The organism is Bradyrhizobium sp. USDA 4449, assembly GCF_054056275.1.
Map to the genome: position 1 here is coordinate 2,516,793 of NZ_JBSRYD010000001.1, position 25,458 is coordinate 2,542,250.

General features: G+C 64.6%; 25 protein-coding genes and 1 tRNA gene. 10 read left to right on the forward strand and 16 right to left on the reverse strand.

Annotation, left to right across the window (positions count from 1 at the left end; translation table 11 throughout):
* Positions 1 to 126: 126 nt before the first annotated feature.
* Together ACVIIW_RS11950 and ACVIIW_RS11955 are read right to left on the reverse strand one after the other, a co-directional pair.
* On the reverse strand, positions 127 to 1,491 hold the full coding sequence (locus ACVIIW_RS11950) for an AmpG family muropeptide MFS transporter (RefSeq protein ID WP_456700925.1): 1,365 nt from the start codon (positions 1,489 to 1,491) through the stop codon (positions 127 to 129).
* A gap of 195 nt (positions 1,492 to 1,686) precedes the next feature.
* The gene (locus tag ACVIIW_RS11955) at positions 1,687 to 2,889 is read right to left on the reverse strand and encodes a DNA recombination protein RmuC (RefSeq protein ID WP_456700926.1); all 1,203 of its coding nucleotides are present in this window, start codon (positions 2,887 to 2,889) and stop codon (positions 1,687 to 1,689) included.
* 170 nt (positions 2,890 to 3,059) lie between these two features.
* Here ACVIIW_RS11955 and def point away from each other — a divergent pair, with 170 nt between their 5' ends.
* The 3 genes from def (at position 3,060) to truA (ending at position 5,450) form a co-directional block, all read left to right on the forward strand.
* Complete coding sequence (gene def / locus ACVIIW_RS11960) at positions 3,060 to 3,584, forward strand: peptide deformylase (RefSeq protein ID WP_456700927.1); 525 nt, start codon at positions 3,060 to 3,062, stop codon at positions 3,582 to 3,584.
* Between the two features lie 193 nt (positions 3,585 to 3,777).
* A complete protein-coding gene (fmt, locus tag ACVIIW_RS11965) occupies positions 3,778 to 4,713 on the forward strand; it encodes a methionyl-tRNA formyltransferase (RefSeq protein ID WP_456700928.1) in 936 nt (311 codons plus the stop codon).
* A complete protein-coding gene (gene truA / locus ACVIIW_RS11970) occupies positions 4,713 to 5,450 on the forward strand; it encodes a tRNA pseudouridine(38-40) synthase TruA (protein WP_456700929.1) in 738 nt (245 codons plus the stop codon). The genes fmt and truA overlap by 1 nt, the downstream gene beginning before the upstream one ends.
* An 86-nt stretch (positions 5,451 to 5,536) precedes the next feature.
* Here truA and dapE read toward each other — a convergent pair whose 3' ends face one another.
* The 10 genes from dapE to rpmH all read right to left on the reverse strand — a co-directional run bounded on the left by dapE (position 5,537) and on the right by rpmH (position 13,939).
* Complete coding sequence (gene dapE, locus ACVIIW_RS11975) at positions 5,537 to 6,703, reverse strand: succinyl-diaminopimelate desuccinylase (protein WP_456700930.1); 1,167 nt, start codon at positions 6,701 to 6,703, stop codon at positions 5,537 to 5,539.
* An 8-nt stretch (positions 6,704 to 6,711) separates the two neighbouring features.
* Positions 6,712 to 7,557, reverse strand: a complete 846-nt coding sequence (gene dapD / locus ACVIIW_RS11980; protein ID WP_092226857.1) for a 2,3,4,5-tetrahydropyridine-2,6-dicarboxylate N-succinyltransferase — start codon at positions 7,555 to 7,557, stop codon at positions 6,712 to 6,714.
* A gap of 104 nt (positions 7,558 to 7,661) precedes the next feature.
* Positions 7,662 to 8,351, reverse strand: coding sequence for a pyrimidine 5'-nucleotidase (locus tag ACVIIW_RS11985; RefSeq protein ID WP_456700931.1), 690 nt, complete (start codon positions 8,349 to 8,351; stop codon positions 7,662 to 7,664).
* Between the two features lie 14 nt (positions 8,352 to 8,365).
* The gene (locus ACVIIW_RS11990) at positions 8,366 to 9,352 is read right to left on the reverse strand and encodes a DUF1036 domain-containing protein (RefSeq protein WP_456700932.1); all 987 of its coding nucleotides are present in this window, start codon (positions 9,350 to 9,352) and stop codon (positions 8,366 to 8,368) included.
* Positions 9,353 to 9,420: 68 nt separating this feature from the next.
* Complete coding sequence (argB, locus tag ACVIIW_RS11995) at positions 9,421 to 10,308, reverse strand: acetylglutamate kinase (RefSeq protein ID WP_456700933.1); 888 nt, start codon at positions 10,306 to 10,308, stop codon at positions 9,421 to 9,423.
* A 94-nt stretch (positions 10,309 to 10,402) separates the two neighbouring features.
* Entirely contained in the window at positions 10,403 to 10,762 is a 360-nt protein-coding gene (locus ACVIIW_RS12000) for a DUF423 domain-containing protein (protein WP_456700934.1), read from the reverse strand.
* Entirely contained in the window at positions 10,762 to 11,415 is a 654-nt protein-coding gene (yihA, locus tag ACVIIW_RS12005; protein ID WP_456700935.1) for a ribosome biogenesis GTP-binding protein YihA/YsxC, read from the reverse strand. The genes ACVIIW_RS12000 and yihA overlap by 1 nt, the downstream gene beginning before the upstream one ends.
* A gap of 92 nt (positions 11,416 to 11,507) precedes the next feature.
* Entirely contained in the window at positions 11,508 to 13,355 is a 1,848-nt protein-coding gene (gene yidC, locus ACVIIW_RS12010) for a membrane protein insertase YidC (protein WP_456700936.1), read from the reverse strand.
* Positions 13,356 to 13,371: 16 nt separating this feature from the next.
* Positions 13,372 to 13,776: a ribonuclease P protein component gene (rnpA, locus tag ACVIIW_RS12015; RefSeq protein ID WP_456700937.1), complete on the reverse strand. Its 405-nt coding sequence runs from the start codon at positions 13,774 to 13,776 to the stop codon at positions 13,372 to 13,374.
* Positions 13,777 to 13,804: 28 nt separating this feature from the next.
* Entirely contained in the window at positions 13,805 to 13,939 is a 135-nt protein-coding gene (gene rpmH / locus ACVIIW_RS12020) for a 50S ribosomal protein L34 (protein WP_008542748.1), read from the reverse strand.
* Between the two features lie 442 nt (positions 13,940 to 14,381).
* On the opposite strand from rpmH, the gene ACVIIW_RS12025 reads away from it, so the two are divergent.
* The 4 genes from ACVIIW_RS12025 (at position 14,382) to ACVIIW_RS12040 (ending at position 19,214) form a co-directional block, all read left to right on the forward strand.
* Complete coding sequence (locus ACVIIW_RS12025) at positions 14,382 to 15,824, forward strand: sensor histidine kinase (RefSeq protein WP_456700938.1); 1,443 nt, start codon at positions 14,382 to 14,384, stop codon at positions 15,822 to 15,824.
* Between the two features lie 162 nt (positions 15,825 to 15,986).
* Positions 15,987 to 16,063: transfer RNA gene (locus tag ACVIIW_RS12030), tRNA-Arg, on the forward strand.
* Between the two features lie 287 nt (positions 16,064 to 16,350).
* Positions 16,351 to 18,033, forward strand: coding sequence for a tannase/feruloyl esterase family alpha/beta hydrolase (locus ACVIIW_RS12035; RefSeq protein WP_456700939.1), 1,683 nt, complete (start codon positions 16,351 to 16,353; stop codon positions 18,031 to 18,033).
* Positions 18,034 to 18,296: 263 nt separating this feature from the next.
* Positions 18,297 to 19,214: a carotenoid biosynthesis protein gene (locus ACVIIW_RS12040; protein ID WP_456700940.1), complete on the forward strand. Its 918-nt coding sequence runs from the start codon at positions 18,297 to 18,299 to the stop codon at positions 19,212 to 19,214.
* Here the strand turns inward: ACVIIW_RS12040 and ACVIIW_RS12045 are convergent.
* Positions 19,143 to 20,240 (reverse strand): glycoside hydrolase family 3 N-terminal domain-containing protein, encoded by a 1,098-nt coding sequence (locus ACVIIW_RS12045; protein ID WP_456700941.1) that lies wholly within the window; start codon positions 20,238 to 20,240, stop codon positions 19,143 to 19,145. The two genes, ACVIIW_RS12040 and ACVIIW_RS12045, sit on opposite strands and share 72 nt — an antisense overlap.
* A 203-nt stretch (positions 20,241 to 20,443) precedes the next feature.
* The gene (locus ACVIIW_RS12050; RefSeq protein WP_456700942.1) at positions 20,444 to 21,754 is read right to left on the reverse strand and encodes an MFS transporter; all 1,311 of its coding nucleotides are present in this window, start codon (positions 21,752 to 21,754) and stop codon (positions 20,444 to 20,446) included.
* Positions 21,755 to 21,864: 110 nt separating this feature from the next.
* On the opposite strand from ACVIIW_RS12050, the gene ACVIIW_RS12055 reads away from it, so the two are divergent.
* From ACVIIW_RS12055 to ACVIIW_RS12065, 3 genes are all read left to right on the forward strand, one after another.
* Positions 21,865 to 22,461: a TetR/AcrR family transcriptional regulator gene (locus tag ACVIIW_RS12055; protein ID WP_456700943.1), complete on the forward strand. Its 597-nt coding sequence runs from the start codon at positions 21,865 to 21,867 to the stop codon at positions 22,459 to 22,461.
* A 101-nt stretch (positions 22,462 to 22,562) separates the two neighbouring features.
* The gene (locus ACVIIW_RS12060; protein WP_456700944.1) at positions 22,563 to 22,784 is read left to right on the forward strand and encodes a hypothetical protein; all 222 of its coding nucleotides are present in this window, start codon (positions 22,563 to 22,565) and stop codon (positions 22,782 to 22,784) included.
* Between the two features lie 7 nt (positions 22,785 to 22,791).
* Positions 22,792 to 23,253, forward strand: a complete 462-nt coding sequence (locus ACVIIW_RS12065) for a hypothetical protein (protein WP_456700945.1) — start codon at positions 22,792 to 22,794, stop codon at positions 23,251 to 23,253.
* Positions 23,254 to 23,369: 116 nt separating this feature from the next.
* Here ACVIIW_RS12065 and ACVIIW_RS12070 read toward each other — a convergent pair whose 3' ends face one another.
* Positions 23,370 to 23,759 carry a response regulator gene (locus ACVIIW_RS12070; protein WP_456700946.1) on the reverse strand — a complete coding sequence of 130 codons (390 nt, stop codon included), beginning with the start codon at positions 23,757 to 23,759 and terminating at the stop codon, positions 23,370 to 23,372.
* Positions 23,756 to 24,964, reverse strand: a complete 1,209-nt coding sequence (locus ACVIIW_RS12075) for a sensor histidine kinase (RefSeq protein ID WP_456705138.1) — start codon at positions 24,962 to 24,964, stop codon at positions 23,756 to 23,758. The genes ACVIIW_RS12070 and ACVIIW_RS12075 overlap by 4 nt, the downstream gene beginning before the upstream one ends.
* Positions 24,965 to 25,458: the final 494 nt, after the last annotated feature.

Below are 25,458 nucleotides of genomic sequence, written 5' to 3' on the forward strand. Positions count from 1 at the left end.
GGAGCGCGACAGCTCTCGCCGTCGTCATGGCGAGGAGCTCTTGCGACGAAGCAATCCAGAGTGTTTCCGCGGAAAGTTTCTGGATTGCTTCGCTGCGCGCGCAATGACGACGGCGAGAAGGCGGGCCTACACCCTTACCGGCCCCAGCGTCTCGAAATGCCCGCGCTTCTGCAAGTACGTCAGCAGCACCAGGCTCGGGATCGCCACCAGCACGCAGATCAGGAAGAACAGCGGCCAGCCGGTGGTGTCAGCCACGAAGCCGGCGCCTGACGACAGATAGGTCCGCCCCACCGCCGCGAGCGCGGTGAGCAGCGCATATTGCGTCGCCGTGTGCAGCGGGTTCTGGCACAGCGCCGAAAGATAGGCGACGAAGATCACCGTGCCGATGGCGCTGGTGAAATTCTCCGCGCAGATCGCGAGCGCCAGCGCCCATTGATTGGTGCCGACCACGGCAAGCCAGGAGAAGGTCAGGTTGGCCAGCGCCTGCACCACACCGCCGATCCAGAGCGAGGTCGCCAGCGAGTAACGCCGCGCGACAAAGCCGCCGGCAAAGCCGCCGATCAGGGTTGCAGCGAGGCCGACGCCTTTCACGATTGCCGCATAGTCATTGCGGGTGAAGCCGAGGTCGATCACGAACGGCGCGGTCATGGTGCCGGAGAACGCGTCGGTGAACTTGAACAGCACGACGAAGGCAAGCGCGGCGAGCGCGTCCTTGCGCGACAGGAATTCGGAGAAGGCACCGATCGCCGCGTGCAGCACGCGCGTGAACGCGGTCTCTTCGTGCGTTGCGGCTTCCGCCTGCACTGATTTTTCGGGCTCGGTCGCGGCGAGAGCCGTGATGGTCCCGATCAGCACCATCGCCGCCATCACCACATAGCCCCACATCCACGCCGATGCGCGGGGAATGCCGGTCCCTTCGAAGCCGGACACGATGAACAGCGCGCCGGCGGTCGAGACCAGCATGCCGATGCGATAGGCGGCGACATAGGCCGCCATGCCGGCCGCCTGTTCGCTTTCAGGCAGGCTCTCGACGCGGAAGGCGTCGACCACGATGTCCTGCGTCGACGACGTCGTCGCCACCAGCAGCGCGCCAAGCGCGACGAAGAATGGCGAGCTTGCAGGATCGGTCATTGCCAGCAGCAGAATCGCCACGATCAACAATATCTGCGAGAACAGCAACCAACCGCGCCGCCGCCCGAAGGCTTGCGTGAACAGCGGCACATGCAGCGCATCCACCAGCGGCGCCCACAGGAACTTCAGCGTGTAGGGCGTGCCGACCAGCGCAAACAGCCCGATGGTCTTGAGATCGACGCCAGCCTCGCGCATCCACACCAGCAGCGTCGAGCCCGACAGCGCCAGCGGCAGCCCCGACGAAAAGCCGAGGAACAGCACGATCAGCACCCGCGGTTGCAGGTACACGGCGAGGCTGTCGCGCCATGAAGTCGCAGGGGCATCGGTGCCGGCGGGGGACGTCGCGTCGGGTGCGGTCATGGGGAGGTGTTAGCAGATTCTGGGGGCGCGAGGGACTGTCGTTGCCACGGCCACAAACGAGGTGTCGTCGCCTTCTCCGCTGTCATCTTCCGCGAAGGCGGACGATCCAGTAATCACCAGCGTTTCGGTTCAATCACGGCTGCCGCAGCGTACTGGATACCCCGCCTTGGCGGGGCATGACAGTGTGCCCTGAGGTCACTCCCCCGCCTGGAGCTTCCGCGGAAACAGCTCGCCAGCGCCCGTCGCCAACAGCCGCGGGCCCTCCGCCGGCGCATCGCTCTTGCTGAAATCGAGTTCCTCGATCCGTCCCGCCCGCTTTTCGATCTTGTCGGCGGAGATCAGGATCTGGCGGACGTCCTCGTTGGCGTCGGCAAAATGCTTCTGCAGCTTCAGCACGCGGTCGCGCAGGCGACCGAGATCGTCGCCGAGCTTGATCACCTCGGTCTGGATCTGGTCGGCGGCATCGCGCATCCGCGCGTCCTTCATGATCTGCTGCATCACCTGGATCGCGAGCATCAGCAGCGAGGGCGAGACCAGCACGACCTTGGCGCGATAGGCCTTCTGGATCACGTCGTCGAAGCCGTCATGGATCTCGGCGTAGACCGATTCCGACGGCACGAACATCAGCGCCATCTCCTGGGTCTCGCCGGGGACGAGGTATTTTTCGGCGATGTCGCTGACATGTTTCATCACGTCGCCGCGCAGCCGCTGCGTGGCAGTGCGTCGCTCCTCGTCGGTGCGGGCGTCGTGCAGCGCGGTCATCGCTTCCAGCGGGAATTTCGCGTCGATGCAGAGCGGGCGCTGGTCGGGCAGGAAGACGACGCAGTCGGGCCGTTTTCCCGTCGAGAGCGTGAACTGGAACTCGTAAGCGCCCTTCGGCAGGCCGTCCTGGACGATCGCCTCCATCCGCGCCTGGCCGAAGGCGCCGCGCGACTGCTTGTTGGCGAGCACGTCGCGCAAGGTCGTCACCTGCGTGGTCAGGTCGGTGAGGTTCTTGTGCGCGCTGTCGATGATGCCGAGCCGCTCGTGCAGCGCGCGCAGGCTCTCCATGGTGTTGCGGGTCGAGTGTTCCATCGACTGGCCGACGCGATGGGTCACCGAATCCAGCCGCTCGTTGACGGCCCGCGCCATCTCGGCCTGGCGTCCAGCCAGCGCCTCCGTCATGGCGTCGACCCGGCCGGAGGCCTCAGCTTGGGCGTGCAGCACCTGGGCGAGCCGCTCCTCGAGCTCGTCGGCCCGGATCGCCCCCGCCATCGCCAGTTCCGCGCCGCGACGCCCGGATCTGGCGACCACGACGGCAATCACCACCAGCAGGATGAGGACGAGGGTGCCGAAGCCGATCAGCGCATCGAACCCGCGCACCGGCCAGTCGCCCAGCATGAAAATGATCTCGTTCATGCCTGTCCTTCTAGCCGATTCGCGACGGGCCACGAACGAATAGCGAACATTTACGTTGATCGATCCCTCATTTTTTATGGTTAACCAAAGGTGAAGTTTATGGTTAGCGGAGGGTTAACGCGTTCCCGGCCGCATTGACCCGATGTCGCGCGCGGCTTAAATCGCCCGGCATGGCCCTCAGAGAAATCATCATCCTGCCCGACAAGCAGCTGCGTCTGGTCTCCAAGCCGATCGAGAAGGTCACGGCGGAGATCCGCAAGCTTGCCGACGACATGTTCGAGACGATGTATGACGCGCCCGGCATTGGCTTGGCGGCGATCCAGATCGCGCAACCGCTGCGGCTGATCACGATGGATCTCGCCAAGCCCAACCAGGACGGGGAGACCAAGCCGGAGCCGCGCGTCTTCATCAATCCGGAGATCATCGCCTCGTCTGAAGACCTGTCGGTCTACGAGGAAGGTTGCCTGTCGATTCCCGAATATTACGAGGAGGTCGAACGTCCCGCGAAAGTGCGTGTGCGCTTCACGGACCTCGACGGCAAGCTGCACGAGGAGGACGCCGAAGGCCTCTACGCCACCTGCATCCAGCACGAAATCGACCATCTCAATGGCGTGTTGTTCGTCGACTATCTCTCGAAGCTCAAGCGCGACCGCGTGATGAAGAAGTTCGAGAAAGCCGCCAAGCGCGCGGAGTAGAGTTTTTGGTGCTGCGCCACACTCCCCTGGGCTCCCTCCCCCCTTGTGGGGGAGGGCGGGGGAGAGGGGTAGCCGAGGAAATGGTCTAACGGGGAAGAAGAACCAGTCCGCACTCTCGTCGTGAGAGCGCGTCGTGTGGCACCCCCCTCCCTAGCCTTCCCCCACTGGGGAGGGAACGTACAGAGTCCCTGTCATGCCCCTTCGCCTGATTTTCATGGGCACGCCCGATTTCTCCGTGCCGACGCTGCTCGAACTGGTCGCGCATGGCCACGAGATCGTGGCCGTCTATACGCGCGCGCCGAAGCCGGGCGGCCGGCGCGGGCTGCAATTGCAGCCGACGCCCGTTGAAGAGGCCGCGCGAAAACTCGGTGTGCCGGTGCTGACACCGAGGACGTTGAAGACCCAGGAAGCGCTGGACGAATTCAGCGCCTTTGACGCCGACGCCGCCGTCGTCGTCGCCTATGGCATGATCCTGCCGCAGGCGATCCTCGATGCGCCGAAGCTCGGCTGTTACAACCTTCACGCCTCGCTGCTGCCGCGCTGGCGCGGCGCCGCGCCGATCAACCGCGCGATCATGGCCGGCGATGCCGAGAGCGGCGTGATGGTGATGAAGATGGATGTCGGCCTCGATACCGGCGATGTCGCCATGGCCGAGCGTCTCGCGATTTCAGACAACATGACTGCGCTGGATCTGCATGATCGCCTTTCCCGGCTGGGCGCCGATCTGATGGTGCGCGCCATGGCCGCCCTTGACCGCGGCGGCCTCCAGCTGAAAAAGCAGAGCGAAGAGGGCGTCACTTACGCCGCCAAGATCGACAAGGCCGAGGCCCGGATCGACTGGACAAAGCCTGCGCACGCCGTGCTGCGCCACATCCACGGTCTGTCGCCGTTTCCCGGTGCCTGGGCGGAGCTTGCCGGCGTCAGCGAGAATGCGCGAATCAAAATCCTGCGTTGTGAGCTTGCCAAGGGCTCCGGCGCGCCGGGCGAGGTGCTCGACGCCAAACTCACGATCGCCTGCGGCGAGGGCGCGATCCGCATCCTCGAGCTGCAGCGCGAGGGCAAAGGCCGGATGCAAGCGGCGGACTTTTTACGCGGCGTGAAGGTCGAGCCGCCGATGCGGCTCTGCTGATGCCCCGCTACAAGCTCACCCTCGAATATGACGGCGCGCCGTTCTTCGGCTGGCAGGTGCAGGACACGCTGCCGTCGGTGCAGGGCGCGCTGGAAGCCGCGGTGAAGGCGATGACCGGCGCGGATGTGCGGGTGCATGGCGCCGGCCGCACCGATGCGGGCGTGCACGCGCGTGGCCAGGTTGCGCATGTCGATATCGACAAGCAGTTTCCGCAGGGCCGTTTTCGCGATGGCCTCAATGCGCATCTGCGCCCGCATCCGGTGGCGGTGCTCGAAGCCGAGATCGTCCCTGACACGTTCGAGGCGCGCTTCTCGGCCGTGAAGCGTCACTATCGCTATCGCATCATCAACACCCGCGCCAATCTCGCGCTCGATGCCGGCCATGCCTGGCGCGTGCCGCGCCGGCTCGACTCTGAAGCGATGCATGCGGCCGCCCAACGCCTGCTCGGCAAGCACGATTTCACGACGTTTCGCGACACCGAGTGCCAGGCCAAATCGCCGGAGAAGACGCTCGACCAGCTCGACGTGCTGCGCGACGACCGCGAGATCATCATCGTCACCTCGGCGCGCTCGTTCCTGCACAGCCAGGTGCGCTCGATGGTGGGATCGCTGGTCTGGGTCGGCGAGGGCCGCTGGAGCGCCGACGATCTCTCCGCAGCGCTCGCGGCGCGCAACCGCTCTGCCTGCGGCATCGTCGCTCCGCCCGAGGGGCTGTATCTGATGAAGGTGGATTATTAGAGCGTGATGACGCCCCGGCGTCATGGCGGCCGGGCAGGCGGGACAAGCCCGGACATGACGGCGGAGGGTTTGGCGATAGTGGTCTCTTACCCAAAATACCGCGTCAAAATCCCGCGATAGACCTTGGTCAGGTTCTCCAGGTCCGTCACCGGCACGCGCTCGTTGACCTGGTGCATGGTCTGGCCGACCAGGCCGAACTCGATCACCGGGCAATAGCTCGAGATGAAGCGCGCATCGGAGGTGCCGCCTGATGTCGACAGCTCCGGTTTGCGGCCCGTCACCTCTTCGATCGCGGACACGGCGAGATCGGTGAACGGCCCCGGCTTGGTCACGAACACGTTGGAGTTCGATGGCTCCCAGACGATGCGAGCCTTGATGCGGTTGCCGCAGGCTTTGGCGAGACGCGACTCGACCAGCTCGCGCAAGGATGCCTGCGTATGGTTGTCGTTGTAACGGATGTTGAATCTGGCGCGGGCCTCGCCGGGGATGACGTTGAAGGCCTTGTTGCCGACGTCGACCGAGACGAATTCGAGATTGGAGGCCTGGAATTGCGCGCTGCCATTGTCGAGCGGCTCGTCGCTGATTGCCACGATCAGGCGCGAGATGTCCGGGACCGGATTGGCCGCGCGGTGCGGATAGGCGACGTGGCCCTGCACGCCGTCGACATAAAGCGTGCCGGATTGCGAACCGCGGCGGCCGACCTTGATGGTATCACCCAGCGTCTCGACATTGGAGGGCTCGCCGAGCACGCAATGGTCGAACGTCTCGCCGCGCTCGGCAGCCCATTTCAGCAGCTTGATCGTGCCGTTGATGGAAACGTCTTCCTCGTCGCCGGTGATCAGGAACGAGATCGAACCCTTGCCGTCCGGGCGTGGCTTGCCGCCGTTCGCGGCGAGATGCTCCAGTACGGCGGCGACCGAGCAGGCGATGCCGCCCTTCATGTCGACCGCGCCGCGGCCGTGCAGAAAACCGTCCTTGACCTCGCCGGAGAATGCGCCGACGCTCCAGGCGCTCTCGTCGCCGGGCGGCACCACGTCGGTATGGCCCGCAAAGGTGATGTGCGGCCCTTCAGCACCGATCCGCGCATAGAGATTGTCGATATCGGCGGTCCCGTCCTCGCTGAAGGTCACGCGGTGACAGGTGAAGCCTGCAGCGTTCAGCACCCTTTCAAGCACGCCGAGTGCGCCGGCGTCTTGAGGGGTTACCGAGGGGCAGCGGATGAGGTCGCGGGCAATGGAGAGGGCATCGGTCATGTGCCGCCTTAATCCCGCAGCAGCTCGTTGATGCTGGTCTTCGACCGCGTGCGCTCGTCGACGCGCTTGACGATCACGGCGCAGGCGGTGCTCGGGCCGATCTGGCCGTTCTTCATGGGCTTGCCGGGCAGCGCGCCGGGGACCACCACTGAATACTCGGGCACCTCCCCCATGAAGACCTCGCCGGTCTCGCGATCGACGATCTTGGTCGAGGCGCCGAGGAACACGCCCATCGACAGCACGGCGCCCTTGCGCACGATGACGCCCTCGGCGACCTCGCTGCGCGCGCCGATGAAGCAATCGTCCTCGATGATCACGGGCTCGGCCTGGAGCGGCTCGAGCACGCCGCCGATGCCGGCGCCGCCGGAGATATGCACCCGCTTGCCGATCTGCGCGCAGGAGCCGACGGTGGCCCAGGTGTCGACCATGGTGCTCTCATCGACGTAGGCGCCGAGATTGACGAAGGACGGCATCAGCACGACGTTCTTGGCGATGAAGGCGGAGCGGCGCACCACCGCGCCCGGCACCGCGCGAAAACCGGCGTCGCGAAAACGGTTCGGGCCCCAGCCTTCGAACTTCGAGGGCACCTTGTCCCACCAGTTGGCCTGGCCCGGGCCGCCGGGAATGACGTCCATGTCGTTGAGACGGAAGGACAGCAGCACGGCCTTCTTCAGCCACTGGTTGACCTTCCACTTGCCGTCGGCGCCGCGCTCGGCAACGCGGGCCTCGCCCTTGTCCAGTGTCTCCAGCGCCTGGGTCACGGCCTCGCGGACTTCGCCCTTGGTCGAGGTCGAGATGGTCTCACGCGCGTCGAAGGCGCTGTTGATCGTGGACTCCAGGGCGGACAAGGACATCGGGATTTCCTCTAGGTATCGGGAATTTTGATGGATTGGGGGCTTTTTCGGGATTTGGAGGGGCGAAGTCAAGGCATACTCCACCACCGTCCCGGGCTACGACTCTACCGAGACAGCCCGGCCAAAAACCCCGCCAGATCATCCGTGACATAGTCCACATGGGCGGCATCGCGGCCTTCCAGCTCCCAGTCCTCGCGTACCACTTCCTTGGTGCCGTCAGGCACCACCAGCACCGTGGTCATGCCGAGGTCATGCGGGACGGTGAGGTTGCGGGCGAGATCTTCGAACATGGCTGATCTGGTCGGGTCGACCGCATGGTGGCTGAGGAATTTCTGATAGGTCTGCGCCGCCGGCTTGGGCTCGAATTCGGCGGCGATGATGTCGAACACGCCGTCGAAATGCGAACCGAGGCCGAGCCGCGCCAGCACCGCATCAACATGGTCGACCGAGCCGTTGGTCAGGATCAGCTTGCGGCCCGGCAGCTTTGCGATGGACGCCCCGAGCGCCGGGTTCGGCTCCAGCGGCGAATGATCGATCTTGTGGACGTAAGCCAGATAGTCGTCGGCGCGCACGCCATGCAGGGTCATCATGCCGCGCATGGTGGTGCCGAAGCGGCGGTAATAATCCTTCTGGATCTTGCGCGCTTGTTCCGGCGTGACGTTCAGCCAGTTGCAGACGAACTCGCCGATTCTGGCATCGACCTGCTGCCACAGGTTGACGTGATGCGGGTAGAGCGTGTTGTCGAGGTCGAACACCCAGGTGTCGACATGGGCAAAGGCGCGGGGCGATTTCATCAAAATTCTCTCGATCACGGCAACGCAAAGCGCAACGTCTTGCCGCCGCTCGACATGTCCACGGCGCCGAATCCGGTCGCTGCAAATCCGCGCGCGCCGCAATCGGTCTGCTCGACGGTCTCGAACTTGGTCTCGCGGGTGCAGAGCTGCTTGTCGCCGCCCCAGTCCAGCGGCCTGTCCTTCAGCTTGATGACGCGGTTGTCGCCGTCGACGGCTTCCGCGAAGCTGAAGATCTGCTTCGGCTGCCCGGTCACGTCGGGATGCAGGCACGTTTTGGGGTCGATGCGATACCAGCCGCGGCTCGTCACCGCCTTGCCGTCGTCGGTGGCGACCGCTGCCATCACCTTGTGCGGCGTGTCGTTGCACCAGGTGAGACCACTCGGGGACGGCGTCTGCGCGGCTTCGACCATGGTCTTGAAGAGATTCGGCGAGGAGACCACGTCCGGGGACAATCCGCGGCTCTTCAGGAAGGCTGCGAGGGCGGCCTGCGTCTTCGGTCCATCGACGCCGTCGATCGCGCCGATATCGTAGCCCGCGATCACCAGCAGCCGCTGGATGCCGGCAAGCCGCGCCTGTTCGTCGTCATATTCGGAATCCTCGGCGAGATAGGCGACGAGATTGCCGTCGTCGCCTGTCGTCGGGGTGATCTGGGTAAAGGGTGCTTGCGTCTGGCCGCTGCGGCACTGGCGCGCCGCGGCGATGACGAAATTGTCCGGCGCCACGCACAGCATGTCGCTGCCGTTCTGCGGGATGGGAGACGCGCCATAGATGCCGAGCGCGCGGGCATTGAGGAGGATGCGGTCGGCGGTGAGGGTTCCCTGCACCACCACGCGGCAGGTCGCGGGATCGATCCTGAACCAGCCCCGCGTCGCGGTGGCCGCCCTGTCGTCGATGCCGATCGCGGCCTCGACCACATAGGACATGCGGTTGCAGATCTTGAGATCGGCGACGGCCGGTGCGGAGGAGAAGACGAACGACACCGCCGCGGCCGGCAACGTCATGAGGAAGCGCGCGAGGGCAGAGCGGCGCGCGCGCCGCTCTCCCAGCTCCGTTCCTGTCCGCTCCCGCTTCACTTGTGGATCAGCGTTCCCGTGCCCGTGTTGGTGAAGAGCTCGAGCAGCACGGCGTGCTGCATCTTGCCGTCGATGATGACGACGCCCTCGACGCCCTGCTCGAGCGCGTAGATGCAGGTCTCGACCTTCGGGATCATGCCGCCGGAAATGGTGCCGTCGGCAATCAGCTTGCGCGCGTCCTTCACCGAGAGCTGCGGGATCAGCTTCTTCGACTTGTCGAGCACGCCGGGCACGTCGGTGAGCAGCAACAGGCGTTTCGCCTTGAGCGCGCCGGCGACAGCGCCGGCAAACGTGTCGGCGTTGATGTTCAGCGTCTGGCCCTCTTTCGAGGTCGCGAGCGGCGCCAGCACCGGGATCAGCTCGTAGCCGATCAGCTGGTTGAGCAGCGTCAGATCGACCTTCTCGGGGTCGCCGACGAAGCCGAGATCGACGGCCTTCTCGATATGCGAGTCCGGGTCGATGATGGTGCGCGTCGTCTTCGTCGCCTTCACCATGTTGCCGTCCTTGCCGGAGAGACCCACGGCCTTGCCGCCGGCTTCGTTGATGTAGCCGACGATCTGCTTGTTGACGGAGCCTGCCAGCACCATCTCGACGATCTCGATGGTCGCGGCGTCGGTGATGCGCAGGCCGGCTGCGAATTCCGAGACGATGCCGAGGCGCTTGAGCATGGTCGCGATCTGCGGCCCGCCGCCGTGCACGACCACCGGATTGATCGCAGTCTGCTCCAGCAGCACGATGTCGCGCGCAAAGTTCTTCGCGGTCTCCTCGTCGCCCATGGCATGGCCGCCATATTTGATGACGATGGTTTCTTCGTCGTACTGCTGCATGTGCGGCAGCGCTTCGGACAGGATGCGGGCCTGGTCGAGCGGGGAGATTTCGGTCATGAGGCGGATCTCGCTGGCGGGACAAACGCGGGTTCGCGTTCTATCTGATTGGCGGGCGAGGCGCAAAGTGGGGTTGGCATGCCGCCGTTACGGATCAGCGCGCAGGCACCACCGCCGCCAGCGTCACCGCCAGCCAGCTCAAGATCATCAGCGTTCCCCCTGACGGTGCAGCCATCGGAAACAGCTGATGGCCGGCATATTGCCGCAAGGTGAGGTCGCCCGCGAACAACGCCGCGCCGATGACGAAGCCGAATGCGGCGATCAGGCCAATTCCGCCGTGCAGAAGGCCGCGCGCGAGCAAGGCTGTCACCGCCGATATGGCAGTTGCATGAAACAGCAGCATGGCGCTGGCCGAGGCAAGCCGGCCGGCGTCCGCGCCGTGGGCGGCGGCGGCGGCCAGCGCGACGCCGGCGGCGCCCATCAAGCCGGCGAGCGCGATCAGCAGGCGCGCCATCACTTGGTCCGCTCTTCCAGCAGCTTCGCCATCGCGGCGCGCAGCTCCGCCATGCCGGTCGATGAGCGCGACGACGTCGCGATCACGTTCGGGAACGCAGCCGGATGTTTCGCAAGCGCGGCTTCCGTCTCCGTGATGCAGGACTGGAGTTCGGAGGCCTTCACCTGGTCGGCCTTGGTCAGCACGACCTGGTAGCTGACGGCGGAGCGGTCGAGCGTCTTGAGGACTTCGAGATCGACGTCCTTCAGTCCATGCCGCGCATCGATCAGCACATAGACGCGCGCGAGCGAGGCGCGGCCGAGCAGGAACGTGTGGATCAGCTCGGTCCAGGACGCGACCTGGCTCTTCGGTGCCTTGGCATAGCCATAGCCGGGCATGTCGACGAGCCGCAGGTCGGTCTTCCCTGGAACCTCGAAGAAGATCAGCTCCTGCGTGCGCCCGGGCGTATGCGAGGTGCGCGCCAGCGCGTTACGCCCCGTCAGCGCGTTGATCAGGCTCGATTTGCCGACATTGGAGCGTCCGGCGAAGGCGATCTCCAGCCCTGCCATCGGCGGCAGCGTCTGGATCGAGGGCGAAGCCCAGATGAACTGCCAGTCGCGCGCGAACAGCTTGCGCCCGGTTTCGATCAGCTTCGCATCTTTGTCGTCGGTCATGCGAAGGCTCGCTGTTTCCCCGCGTCATTGCGAGCGACTTGTCCGCCGTAGCTCGAACAGCCAAGGCGGAAGCGAGGCGCGCGCAATGACGGCTACGTCGCCTTCCTCGCGAACGTCGCCTTCAGATTGTCGAACAACTCCACCTTCACCCCATTGCGGCGCATGATGAAGCTCTGCTGGAGCACGGAGAGCGTGTTGTTCCAGGCCCAGTAGATCACCAGCCCAGCGGGGAAGCCCGCCAGCATGAAGGTGAAGATCACCGGCATCCAGTTGAAGATGACCTGCTGCGTCGGATCCGGCGGCGTCGGGTTCAGCTTCATCTGGAACCACATCGTGACGCCCATGATGAGGGGCCAGATGCCGAGATGCAGATAGTGCCCGAACAGCGGCAGCGCGGTCGGATCGTAGTGCAGCAGGCCGAACAGCGTGAACAGATTGGTCGGATCGGGTGAGGAGAGGTCCTTGATCCAGCCGAAGAACGGCGCGTGCCGCATTTCGATGGTGACGAACAGCACCTTGTAGAGCGAGAAGAACACCGGGATCTGGATCACCACGGGAAGACAGCCGGCGACCGGATTGATCTTCTCCTTCTTGTAGATCTCCATCATCTCCTGCTGCTGCTTCACCTTGTCGTCGGGGTAGCGCTCTTTCAGCGCCTGAAGCTGCGGCTGGACCGACTTCATCTTCGCCATCGAGGCGTAGGACTTGTTTGCCAGCGGGAAGAACAGCAGCTTCACGATGACAGTCACGAGCAGGATCGAGATGCCGAAATTGCCGAAGAAGCGGTAGAAGAAGTCGAGGCCGAGGAACATCGGCTTGGTGATGAAGTAGAACCAGCCCCAGTCGATCAGAAGATCGAAATGATTGAGGCCGAGCGCCTTGTTGTAGCCGCCGAGCCCCGCGAACGGGAACACGCCGACGACGCCGGCTTCCTTGGCACCGGCGAACAGCCGCGCATTTGCGGTCGCGGTGCCGCCGATCGCGACCGTGACGGGGTCGAGCAGATAGTCGGTCTGGTAGGTGTGGACGTTGCCGGTGAGGTTCGAGGAGAACTTCGCCTGGAGCTGCGCACTGGTGTCGGGCAGCAGCGCCGAGGCCCAGTACTTGTCGGTCATGCCGAGCCAGCCATTGGTCGCCTTGAAGCTGACCGACTTGGCCTCGTCGATCTTCTTGTAGGCGTATTCCTGCAAGCCATCGAGATAGCCGATCAGGCCTTCATGCAGGATGTAGTAGCCGGAGACCTGCGGCGTGCCGTGACGGGAGATCAGGGCGAACGGATAGAGCGTCACCGGCGCGTTGCCGACATTGCTCACGTCGTCCTTGATGCTGAAGAGATAATGGTCGTCAACCGAGATGGTGCGGCGGAAGCTGAGACCTTCGCCATTGTCCCACTTCAGCACGACAGGCGTCGTCGGCGTCAGGCTGCCGCTGCCGTCCTGCTGCCAGACGGTCTGGGCATCGGGCATCTTCGACGTCACGCCCGTCGCGGCCACCCAGCCGAACTCGGCGTAATAGGGCTCTGCCGTGCCGGAGGGCGAATAGAGAATGATCGGCGGCGACTGCGGATCGACGGTCTCGCGGAATTGCAGCAGCGCGAGGTCGTCGATGCGGCCGCCCTTCAGCGAAATGCTGCCGGCGAGACGCGGCGTATCGATCTTGACGCGGGGGCTGGCGGCGATTGCGGCCTCGCGGGCCACGACCGGCTGGGCCGGCTGGTTTGCGCCCGGCGCGGTGGTCGGCGTCGTCGTGCTGCCGGCCTGCGGCGTGGCGCCCGGCGTCGCGGAGGCCGTCGGTTGCGGATTGGCCTTCTGCAGCTCGGCCTGCGCCTGTTGCTGGGCGCGCTGCTTCTCCATCGCCGGCACGTTGTAGAAGTACTGCCAGGCGATCAGCACCAGGCCGGACAGAATGACGGCGAGGATGGTATTGCGATTGTCGGTCATCACTATGGTCTCGTCATCAATCCGGTTTGCGGCTGGTCGCGGGAGCTGGACCGTCGGTTCTTGGGCCGCGTCGTTTTTGCGTATGCCGCGCGGGTTTCGCGAACGCCATGCGCAGATCGTCGAGCATGGTCGTGAAGTCGCGCGAAAGCGCGTCCCTGCGGCCGACTAGCACGTAATCATGATGGGGATGCATCGATACCGGATCGAGCCGCTTCACCAATTCGCGAAGCCGGCGCCGGATGCGATTGCGCTCGGGGGCGTTGCCGTTCTTTTTGGTAACGGTGAAGCCGATCCTGACGGGGCCAAGATCGTCGCGGTCAAGGCTTTGTCGGTCAAGGCTTTGCAGGACGAACGCGGGACTATTCACCCGCGCGCCATTGGCAACGGCGAGGAAATCCGCTCGCTGCCTCAGCCGATCCATGATGAAATCCCGGGAAAGGGGGTCCGGCTCAGGCGCTCAGACGCTTGCGGCCGCGGGCGCGGCGGGCGGCGAGAACCTTGCGGCCGCCGGCAGTCGCGAGACGAGCACGGAAGCCGTGACGGCGCTTGCGCACCAGTTTGCTGGGTTGATAAGTCCGCTTCACGGGTTTTTCTCCGCTGACCGGGCAATGTGCCTGTAGAATTGATGATAAAGTCCGGAAGATGCGGCCCCAAACGAGCCATTTCCGGCCCCAGAAGAGCCGCTCCCGGTGTCGCACCGGGTCATCGCGGACAATTTGCGCGGCTTATAAGCGAGCGTCTTGTTTTCGTCAACGCCGCAAGATCGCCCGGTTCCGGTGAATATCACTGTTTCGTTGGGGTTTTTAACTCTTGAGGTGGCGGATAGCCGGATCAGCGCCTACATCCCACCTCGGCAGATTAGCGATCCGTAATTTGACCGGCCCCCGGGCGGGTCGCATCCTCCACCAGCCAATGCCAGCAGGGGCGAATTCCGTGGCAGCGACGGACCTTCAGCAGCGGACCCAGGATCTGGAGCAAGCTCTGGACCAAGATCTGGATCGGCCAGCGGACCAGCCGGATTCGGCGATGCGGTCCAGTGGCCCGGGCGGGCTTGGGCTGTCAGGCAAGCTGTTGCTGCTGACCGTCCCCCTGGTGATGATCGCGGCCGTCCTGCTCTACGTGCCTGCGATCGCGAACTTCTGGGTCAACCGGCTCAACGACCGCGTCGCCGCGGCCAACACGGCGGCGCTGGTGCTCGATGCGGCGCCGCTCGGCATGGTGCCGGATTCGCTGTCGCGGCAGATCCTGAAGAGCATCAATGCGCGCGCGGTCGCAATCAAGATGGGCCAGCAGCGCCGCCTGCTCGCCAGCGACAATCTGCCGGCGACGATCGAGCACGACGTCGATTTGCGTGACCTGACGGTGTGGCAGGCCATCACCGGCTCGTTCCAGATGATGCTGGAGACCGGCAACCAGCCGATCCGCATCGTCGGCCCCGGCGTCGGCGACGCCCAGTTCATCGAGATCGTCACCGACGAGCAGCCTTTGCGGCAGTCGATGTACCGCTTTTCCCGCAACGTCGTGGTGGTCGCGCTGATCATCGGCGTCCTGACCGCCGGCCTCGTCTATCTCGCACTTCATTATCTCTTCGTGCGGCCGATGCGGCGGCTGACTGCGAGCCTGGTGGGCTTCCACGAAAACCCCGAAAGCTCGGCGCGGATCATCGTGCCGAGCCAGCGCAGCGACGAGATCGGCGTCGCCGAGCGCGAACTGTCGGACATGCAGCGCGACCTGATGTCGATGCTGCATCAGAAGAGCCGGCTCGCCGCGCTCGGCCTCGCCGTCTCCAAGATCAATCACGATCTGCGCAATCTGCTGGCCTCGGCGCAGCTGCTGTCGGACCAGCTCGCCAGCGTGCCTGATCCCAGGGTGCAGCGTTTTGCGCCGAAGCTGGTGCGTTCGCTCGAGCGGGCCATTGCCTTCTGCCAGTCGACGCTGTCCTACGGCCGCGCCCAGGAGGCCGCGCCCGATCGCCGCATGATGCTGGTCGAGCCTGTCGTGCTCGAGGTGCGCGAGACCGCGGGTCTTGCCAATGACGCAACGATCGCCTGGGTCGCCGCGATCGAGCGCGGCCTCGCGGTCGACGCCGATCCCGACCAGCTGTTTCGCGTGCTGCTCAACCTCGTGCGCAATGCCGCCCAGGCGCTGGAGAGCCATGCCTCCGGCGACGGTGGTCCGCAGCAGATCCGGATCACCGGAAAGCGCGAAGGCGCGGTTGCCATCCTGGAAGTCTCCGATACCGGCCCGGGCGTGCCCCAGAAGACCCGCGAGCACCTGTTCGAGGCGTTCCAGACCTCTGGCCGTCCCGGCGGCAGCGGGCTCGGCCTCGCCATCGCCGCCGAGCTGGTGCGCGCCCATGGTGGCGACATCCACCTGGTCGAAGGCACCATCGGCGCCACCTTCCGGATCGTCATCCCCGACCGCCCCGTGGAACTCCTCTCCATCCGCAACGAGCGGGCGCGGGCGTAGTCGGCCAGAGGCCGATCCAAAAACCGTCATCTCTCTGCAAAATCTCCCCCTCCCGGACCTTGCCAACGCCGGCAAGAGCGGTTAGTCAGAGCGCTCTTTCGCACCCCTCCGGCGCTGTCCGGAGGCTGCCTGCGGGCCCAGCCCGCACTGTCAGCGAAAAACGCGCCCGTAGCTCAGCTGGATAGAGCATCAGACTACGAATCTGAGGGTCGGACGTTCGAATCGTTCCGGGCGCGCCATTTGGCAATTGCCGATTTTCCAAGCAGCAAGCGGGGTGGGGCTGTCACCGCAGGCCGCAGGCGGTGAATAAAGCCGCGTCTCGACCGCGCCATACGGCCGCTGCGCGGGCGCTCGCCAGGCGGGGCACGCGTAGAGCGCACTATTCCCGTCATTCACCTCATCCGGCGCATCGCGCCCCCCACCTCCATAAGCGGAATCATGTCGGGCCTTCAGATTCTGGACGCTTGTCAAAATAGCGGAGTGAAGTAATAATTATAGAAGATAATTAATATGGGGAGGGACCGCCGTGAAGACTGGCTTGATATCGACCGCCGCGCTGGTTGCGCTGTTGGGATCTACGACTCTGGCCCGCGCTGATGGAGAGGCCTGCTCAAAGGTCACCACCGCGTCGCTGGCCATGGCCGGCGTCGAGATCACGGGATCGAAGATGCAGGAGGCCGCGAATGGGCTGGCCCGGCATTGCATCGTGACGGGGCTCGCCAACAGGCGCACCGGCGCCGATGGGAAATCCTATGCCATCCAGTTCGAGCTTCGCCTGCCGGCCGAATGGAACGGCCGCTTCCTGCACCAGGTGAACGGCGGCAATGACGGCATCGTCGTGCCGGCGCTCGGCGACAAGCCTGATGGTTTTGCCTCGGGCGGCATGGTGCCGCTGGCGCGCGGCTTTGCGGTGCTGTCCTCCGACAGCGGACATTCCGGCGCGGACCCCGCGAACCAATCGTTGGGCCTCGCCGCGGGCGCGGCCTTCGGCCTCGATCCACAGGCGCGACGCGACTATGGCTATGCCGCCGACATGACGCTCGCGCCGGTGGCGAAGCAGATCATCGCGCTGCATTACGGCCGCAAGCCTGATCGCTCCTACATGGCCGGTTGCTCCAATGGTGGGCGCCACGCCATGGTCGCGGCCTCGCGCATGCCGGAGAACTACGATGGCTTTCTTGTCGGCAATCCCGGCTTCGATCTGCCGCGGGCTGCGATCCAGCACGCCTGGGACGTGCAGGCCTTCCTGAAGGCCGATACGGATCTGCGCAAATCGATTACGAAGGAGGACGCGCAGCTCATCGCGTCCCGCATCACGGAAGCCTGCGACGCGCTCGACGGCGTCAAGGATGGTCTGACGGCCAATCTCGCCGCGTGCCAGAAGGCCTTCGATCTCAAGAGCCTGACTTGCACGCCGGGCCAGACCAATGCGTGCCTGCCCGAGGCCAAGGTCGATGCGCTCAAGATGAGCCTCGCCGGGCCGAAGAACTCCAAAGGCGAGGCGCTCTATTCCGACTGGCCTCTCGATGGCGGCATCGGCACCGGAAACTGGCGAGCCTGGAAGATCGAGAGCCCGGTCGCGCCCTGGAACAATTATCCGATCATCGCCACCATGGGCGCCGCATCCTTGAACTACATCTTCTCCACGCCGCCGGTGGCGGTCGAAGGCAGCAACGACAAGCTGATCGATGCGCTCAAGGCCTATGATTTCGACAAGGACGCGCCAAAGATCTTCGCCAGGAACGATACGTTCACGGAATCGGCCATGGACTTCATGACGCCGCCCGACATCGACGATCCCAAGCTCGCGGCCCTGCAAAAGGCCGGCGGCAAGATGTTGATCTATCACGGCCAGGCCGATCCGGTGTTCTCGGTGAACGACACCATCCGCTGGTACGACCGTCTCGACAAAAACCTGCAAGGTCATGCCGACGGCATCGCGCGCCTGTTCACCATCCCCGGTGAAACCCATTGCGGCGGCGGCGTCGCGCTCGACAAGTTCGATGCGCTCACCGCGCTGACCGATTGGGTGGAAAAGGGCAAGGCACCCGACCGCATCATCGCCTCCGCCAATCCCGCGAACAAGGAAGTGCCGGCTTCCTGGAGCCCGACCCGCACGCGTCCGCTGTGCCCGTATCCGAGCTATGCCGCCTATTCGGGGCAGGGCGATAGCGAGGACGCCGCGAACTTCGTCTGCAAGACGCCGTAGCGTAGCCATCCTCGCCTCTCCGCTTGCGCGGAGAGGCGAGGATTGCATCGAGGTGCGATCCGCGTGAGGGAAGCTTTCGTCAGTCGCGCGCCCTCTGTAGTCGCTCCGCTCGCAATGACGGGAAGGCGCGACACCGGCCCTCTTATCCAGCCGTCCAATCGGGCAGCAACTCCGCCGCGTCGGTCCCTTTCTTGCGCTGCTTACCCGGCGCTACCCATGCTATGCACCGTTCTCTGCCATCGATAACTGACGGATCGCACGCAATGACACCACACAATGTCGGCCGCAGCCGGGAGGACATCGCGCTTTGGCTGGCGATCGGCGGCATTCTTGCAACCGCTATCGGGTTTTCCTGGAATCCAACCCCGGTTGCGCAGGCGCTCGCGGCTGTTTTCATTGCCTGCGCACTGGTCCACGCCGCCTTTGCCTATGGCGCGCGGCGCGCCTTGATCCTGTTCGTTGCTTGCAATGCAATTGCCTTTGCGATGGAAAACCTCGGTGCCGCCACGGGCTTTCCATTCGGCGTCTATCATTTCGAGGTCGGCGCGGACTTGCCGCATGTCGGACTCATTCCGATCATCGTCGGTCCGCTATGGTTCGGGGCGGGCTATTTTTCGTGGGTGGTCGCGTCAGTTCTGCTTGATGGCGCCGACCGTCAGCTCGATCGCCCTTTCAACCTGATCGCGCTGCCCCTCGTCGCCGCGTTCGTGATGACCCAATGGGATCTCGTGATGGATGCCCCCAACGCGACGATCGCCAGGGTCTGGATATGGCACGACGGCGGCGGAGTATTCGGTGTTCCTCTCTCCAACTTTGTTGGCTGGCTTTTCACGTCATGGCTGATCTTCCTGGCCTTCGCACTCTACCTGCGCACCGGACTCCGGCCGGATGCAAGCATTGGCCACAGGTTGCCAGCGACCGGCATCCTTTTCTATGTCGGCGCCGGCCTCACGCACCTCGTGCCCTGGATCATGGGACAGACCGGCGAAGCCGTCGATGCCAGGGGGTATGGCTGGCAGGTTCACGACATCCGCGAAGCCACTGTCGCGATCCTGCTTCTGACGATGGTCTTCACCGCGTTGCTGGCGACGCTACGAGCCGGGCTATCCCTAGACGACCTCGACGGTTGCCGCCTCGAACTGGGTGCCGGCCGTACGATGGCGGGCGAGAACCTCGCCTGACAGCTCCGTGACCTCGTTCTGCGCGGTGCCGTCGAGCATGGTGCGGACGCGCCGGCTTGACGCCTCCAGCACATCAGGATCGAGCTTGCCGGAATCGACGCCGTTGATGATCGATTGCGCGAGGAAGCGGGCGCGTTCGGTGTCGGTCAGATGCGAGCAGATCATCAGCATGTCGTTGCCGGCAGCCATGAAGCGCGCGCCGGCATCAGGCGCATCTAACCGGCCCGCCATCGCGCGCATGCCGACGTCGTCGGACACGATCACGCCGCGGAAATTCATCGCCTCCCGCAGCAGCCCCCGCGTGATCGCGCGCGACAGCGTGACGGGATCGTTGGGGTCGAGCTTCCGGTAGAGGATGTGCGACGTCATCATCATCTCGATGCCGCCCTCGATCGCCGCGGCGAAGGGCTTCAGCTCGCGCGCCTTGATCTGATCGAGGTCGAGGTCGAGCACCGGCAATTCGTGATGCGAATCCACCTGGGTGTCGCCATGTCCCGGGAAATGCTTGCCGCAGGCCCGGACGCCGCGGCGTTCCATGGCCCTGGTGAACGGCAGCATCGATTTGATGACTTCGTCGGCGGTGCGGCCGAAGGCGCGCTCGCCGATCACAGGGTTGGCGGGATTGGAATGAATGTCCAGCACCGGCGCGAAGTTCAGGTTGCAGCCGAGCGAGGCAAGCTCGGCGCCCATGGCGTCGCCGACCTGCTCAGCGGTGCCGGCCCAGCGGGCCGCATAGGAAAAGCGCGTGATTGGCGCTGGCGTGCGGCACACGCGCCCGCCCTCGTGATCGATCGCGATGAACTGCTTGTCGCGCTGCGAGGCGTCGCGAATGGCGGCGATCAGGTCGCGGTGAACAGACAGCCAGTCCCGATAGGACAGATCGTGACGGAAATTGCTCTTGTAGAGGATGACGCCCGCGGGCCTGAGATCTCTCAACAGCGCGCGATCGCGGTCATCGAGGACGCTCGCCGGCTTCAGGCCGATGAAGAAATGGTCACCGACCGTTGCAAGAAGGGAATCGCTCATCCGCCGGGCCGCCACAGATTGCTGGGGTTGATTGAGATGGAGCTGGACGCGACGCGAACAATCAGCTCCCGCACGAGCCGTCGAACCGCCCGCGTCGCCAGTATATTATTTCAAATTCCTTAACGGAATCAATCTTCAAATCAAAGGCGGGGACAGCTTCGCCGGCAGGGTCAGTGTTGAGTGGCCTGCCGGCGCAGCATTTTTCACGCAGCAGCGAGCGCCGGCTGCACCGGCTTGCGGCCGATCATCAACGACAGCACGGCCGCGACGATGCCGGTTGCGCCGGCGATCATGAAGGCCTGCAGATAATCGCCCTGCGACGAGCGCATGAAGCCGGCGAAGAACGCGGCGCAGGCCGCGCCCAGCTGATGCCCGGCGACGACCCAGCCGAAGATCAGCGGCGCATTCTTGTCGCCGAACGCCTCGTTGGCGATGCGCACGGTCGGGGGCACGGTCGCGATCCAGTCGAGGCCGTAGAACACCGCGAACACCGACAGGCTGACGAAGGAGAAATCCGAGTAGGGCAGGTAGATCAGCGAGAGCCCGCGCAGGCCGTAATAGAAGAACAAGAGCTTGCGCGGATCGAAGCGGTCGGTGAGCCAGCCCGACAGCGTGGTGCCGAACAGGTCGAAGAACCCCATCAGCGCCAGCAGGCTCGCGGCCTGCACCTCGAAGATACCGTGGTCGCCGCAGAACGCGATCAGATGGGTGCCGACGAGGCCGTTGGTGGTGAAGCCGCAGATGAAGAAGGTCGCGAACAGGAACCAGAAGGTCGGCGTCTTCGCGGCGCGCAACAAGTTGCTGATCGCTGCGACGAACGGATTGCCCTGCGCCGGCGCCGCGGGCTGGTCCTCGTGCGGGCTGCCGTAGGAGCGCAGGCCGATCGCGGCGGGGCGCTCCGGCACCAGAAAATAGACCAGCGGGATCAGCGCCGCGCAGCATGCCGCCACCGTCAGCACCACAGGCCTCCAGCCGCCCCATTCGACCAGGCTCGCAAGCCCCGGCATGAAGATCAGCGTGCCGGTCGCGGTGCTCGCCGTCAGCAATCCCATGACGAGGCCGCGATTGGTGGTGAACCAGCGATTGACGATGGTGGCGCCGAGCACGTTGGCGACCGCGCCCGAGCCGATGCCGGACAGCAGTCCCCAGGTCAGGAACAACTGCCAAGGCGCGGTCATGAAATAGCTCGCGGCCGTCGCGGCCGACATCAGCGCGAGCGCCCCGAGCACGGTGCGGCGGATGCCGAAGCGCTGCATCACGGCCGCGGCAAAGGGACCGGCAAGGCCATAGAGGAAGATGCCGATGGCGGCCGACGACGAGATCACGCTGACGTCCCAGCCGAAGGCTTTCTGCAGCGGCAGCATCAGCACGCCCGGCGTCGCGCGCAGGCCGGCGGAGGCGAGCAGCGCCAGGAAGATCACGGCAACGACGACGAAGGCGTATTTTGCGCCGAACGGCCGCCGCGAGACCGGGGAGGATTGAACCGGGGCTCGTTGAAAAGCAGGATTGGGCATGTTACTTACCGGTACGTATTGGGGTGCCGTAGTAATACGTACCGGTCAGTAACATTGTCAAGCCCAAGATCGAGCCAAATCAAGCCATGCCGAAGCACGAACAAAGCCAGATGCCGAAAAACGCCGAAAAGCCCGCACGCACGCCGCTCCGGGCCGCCGACCGGATCAGGGCCTCCGCCAGCGAATTGTTCTATCGCGAGGGCATTCGCGCCGTCGGCGTCGACGAGGTGGTGGACCGCGCCGGCGTGACCAAGCCCAGCCTCTATCGCAGCTTCGCCTCCAAGGACGATCTCGCCGCCGCCTATTTGCGCGATTACGATCTGAGCTTCTGGGAGAACTTCGAACGCCCCGGGGGCAAGACCTATAGCAATGCGCGCGACCACGTGCTCGCCTATATCGGCCAGCTTGCGCCGCGCGCCGTCGCCAAGGGCTATCGCGGCTGCGGCCTCAGCAACGCCGCGGTGGAATATCCCTCGCGCGACAATCCCGCGCGCCAGGTCGCCGAAGCCCACAAGAAGGTCTTCCGCAGGCGCCTGCGCGAGCTCGCGGCGCAGATGGGCGCGCGCCAGCCGAACGTGCTCGGCGATGCGCTGCTGCTCCTGATCGAAGGCATCTACGTCACCGGTCAGCAATCCGAAGACGGCCCGGCGCAGTCGGCGCTTGCGGCGGCGAAGCTGTTGATCGATGCGAGCGTGAAGGCGGGATGACATATCCCGTGAACACCGCGTTAGGCAGCCGATAACCGCGGGAACTTCCACTTTTTCCCGACGTTAGGCTGGCGGCACGTACGAGCGGCCGGCTTCGCGACATGAAGAACTTTGCCAACGCAGAATTTTCCCCGGAGGTGATCGAGCTCATGACAATCGCCCTGGAAGCCGCGGTCGCGACCCTGCCGGAACCCGTGCATTCCTCGCATGTCACCGCGCTCGCCGAATCCATCCTGCGCACAGCAGGCGCGGGAGAGCGTGATGTGGCGAACTTGCAAAGGGTCGCCTTGCTGGAGCTGCAACTGGCGCCGCGGAACGGATGAGACCGACATGAGGACGCTGGCCGCCGCTGTCATTGCACTCTCTGTCGGGTCGGCGGTGCCTGCCCAGGCGGACACCTGGACGACCTATCGCATTCCCGAATCCGGAACCTCGGTCGACATCCCCGTCTCGATCTTCACTGAACCGGCCGGGAAGCCCGACGGATATGGTCAGAAATTTCGTACGCCGGATGGCAGCGCCGATCTCACCATACAAGCCGTTCGCCGAGACCGCGGCATGTCGCCCGCCACGTTCCTCGCTGCGAAGGACCCGCCGTCGGCGATCGTCTACAAGCGGGTCGCACCGGACTTCTTCGTGGTCTCCAGCATCAAGCGCGACAAGATCTGGTACGACCGCTGCAACTTCTCGCGCCGCTATGTGCATTGCGTGCTGATCAACTATCCAGCGGCCGAGAAGCGGCAATGGGACGAGGCCGTCACGCGCATCAGCCACAGTTTGAGCGGGGGCTGACCGTCACCGGCAAAAGGACTGCCGGCCCGGACCGCCGCGCTCGCGGATTACGGGCAAGCCGTCGGCCCGCATCAACCGGAACGCAACATCGTCATCGACCGCAGGGATGGTGTCGGTCATGCGGCCTGCTCGAGCCTTGCGTCAATCTCCTGGCGGAGCGCCGCGAAATCGATCGGTTTGGTCAATAGGCCGGTCGCGCCTTTCTCCAGCGCCTTGCGTTTGGTTTCGGCATCGCCATAGGCCGTGATCATGATGACGGGGACATCGGGTCGGGCCGAGCGCACGATCGGCAGCATCTCCAGCCCGCTCATCCCGGGCATGTTGATATCGGACAGGATCAGGATGAGGGTGGCATCGCGAATCTCGAGCGCGCGTTGCAGCGCGACCGAGGCCGAAGGCGCAAACTCCATGAGAAAACGGCCGCGCCGCAGATCGCCCCGGAAGTGCTGGCGGAACAGCATTTCCACGTCGGGCTCGTCATCCACGACCAGGATATAAACGCTCAACTCTTGCCTCCGGTCTGCAGCGGTGCGGTCGCGGTGCGCGGCAGCGTGATGATGAATTCGGTAAAGGCGCCAGGCTCGGTATCGACGTCGATCCGTCCGCCATGCTGCTTTACGATGATGTCATGGCAGATCGAAAGGCCGAGCCCCGTTCCTTCGCCGGCCGGCTTGGTGGTGAAGAATGGGTTGAATATGTTTTCCTTGACCTCGGCGGGAATGCCGGTGCCGTTGTCGCGAAACCGGATTTCAACGGCGCTGCCGAGATTTCTCGTTGTCGCGCTGAGCCTTGGCTCGAAACCGTCGCCTGCGCCTTCCTTGCGCTTGGTGGCTGCGTAGAAGCCGTTTGCAATCAGGTTGAGGAACACGCGCGTGACGTCCTGCGGGTAGAGATCGATCCTCTCCGTGCTGGGGTCGAAGTATCGCTCGAGCGTGATGTTGAAGCCCGGTTTCTCCGCACGCGCACCGTGATAGGCGAGGTTGAGACTTTCCTCGACGATCGCGTTGATGTCGGCGGGACGACGCTCGCCAGAACCTTGGCGCGAATGCTGCAGCATGTTCTTGACGATGGAATCGGCACGCTTGCCGTGCTGGACGATCTTGCCCAGATTGGTGCGCAGGGTGTCGGCCAGTTCCGTAATCTCGGAGCGCGCATTGTCGTCGAGCGTCACTCGGCCGAGCGCCTCATGCAGTTCGTCGATCAATTCCATCGATACGCTCGAGAAGTTGTTGACGAAATTGAGCGGGTTCTTGATCTCGTGCGCGATGCCCGCCGTGAGCTGACCAAGTGAGGCGAGCTTTTCGGTTTGGACCAGGCGATCCTGAGCCGCCTGCAAGTCACGCAATGCAGCCTCGGCGGCATCGCGTGCCGCGCGAATAGCTTCCTCTGCCCGCTTTCGCTCCGTGATGTCGGCATAGATCATCACGAAGCCGCCGTCCGGCACCGGATTGCGGCGCACCTCGACGACGCGACCGTCCGGACGTGTCCGCTCGTAACGCATTTCGTGCCTCGTATCTTCGAGGTAGCGGCTCAGTTGCGTTTCGAGTTCGGCCGAGCCGAACTCCCCGCGTGCAGCGAGATAGTGGAAAAATTCGGCCAAGCGCGGCCGTGCGGCAAGCAGCGATTCCGGCAGGTCGAGCATCTCCTGCAAATTGTAGTTCCATGCCGCCAGGCGACCGGTGGCGTCGAACATTGCGACGGCGTCACCCATGTTGTCGAAGGTGGTGCGCAGTTCGGCCTGGCGCTCGCGCAACTCGCCCAACAGCCGCGCATTCTCGATCGCGATCGCGGCTTGTGCGGCAAATCCCTCCAAGATGGCGATCGCGTCGTCGGTGAAGGGCCTGACTTCGCGTCGGCCGCACACGATCATTCCCAGAAGCGTCTCGTGGCGGCGCAGCGGCACGAACAGCGCGGTGCGAATCCCGGCAAATTCGACTGCGCCTTTGCATCACCGGATGGTCGATTTGCGCGCAGTCGGTCAGGTGCACCAGGCGCTCGCCGGCGAGCAGGCGCCGGCCTACGGGATGATCCGATGCTTGAAAGCCCCGCCGCAGGATGTCGGCGAATTGTTCCGGCAGATCATGCACCGCGACGGCCCGGAACCGATCGCCGTCGAAGACCTGCAGGCTTCCATAAGCGACCTCGCAGAGGCGATGTGCCTTCAGCAGGATGGTATTGAACACCGGCGCGAGATTGCCCGGCGAT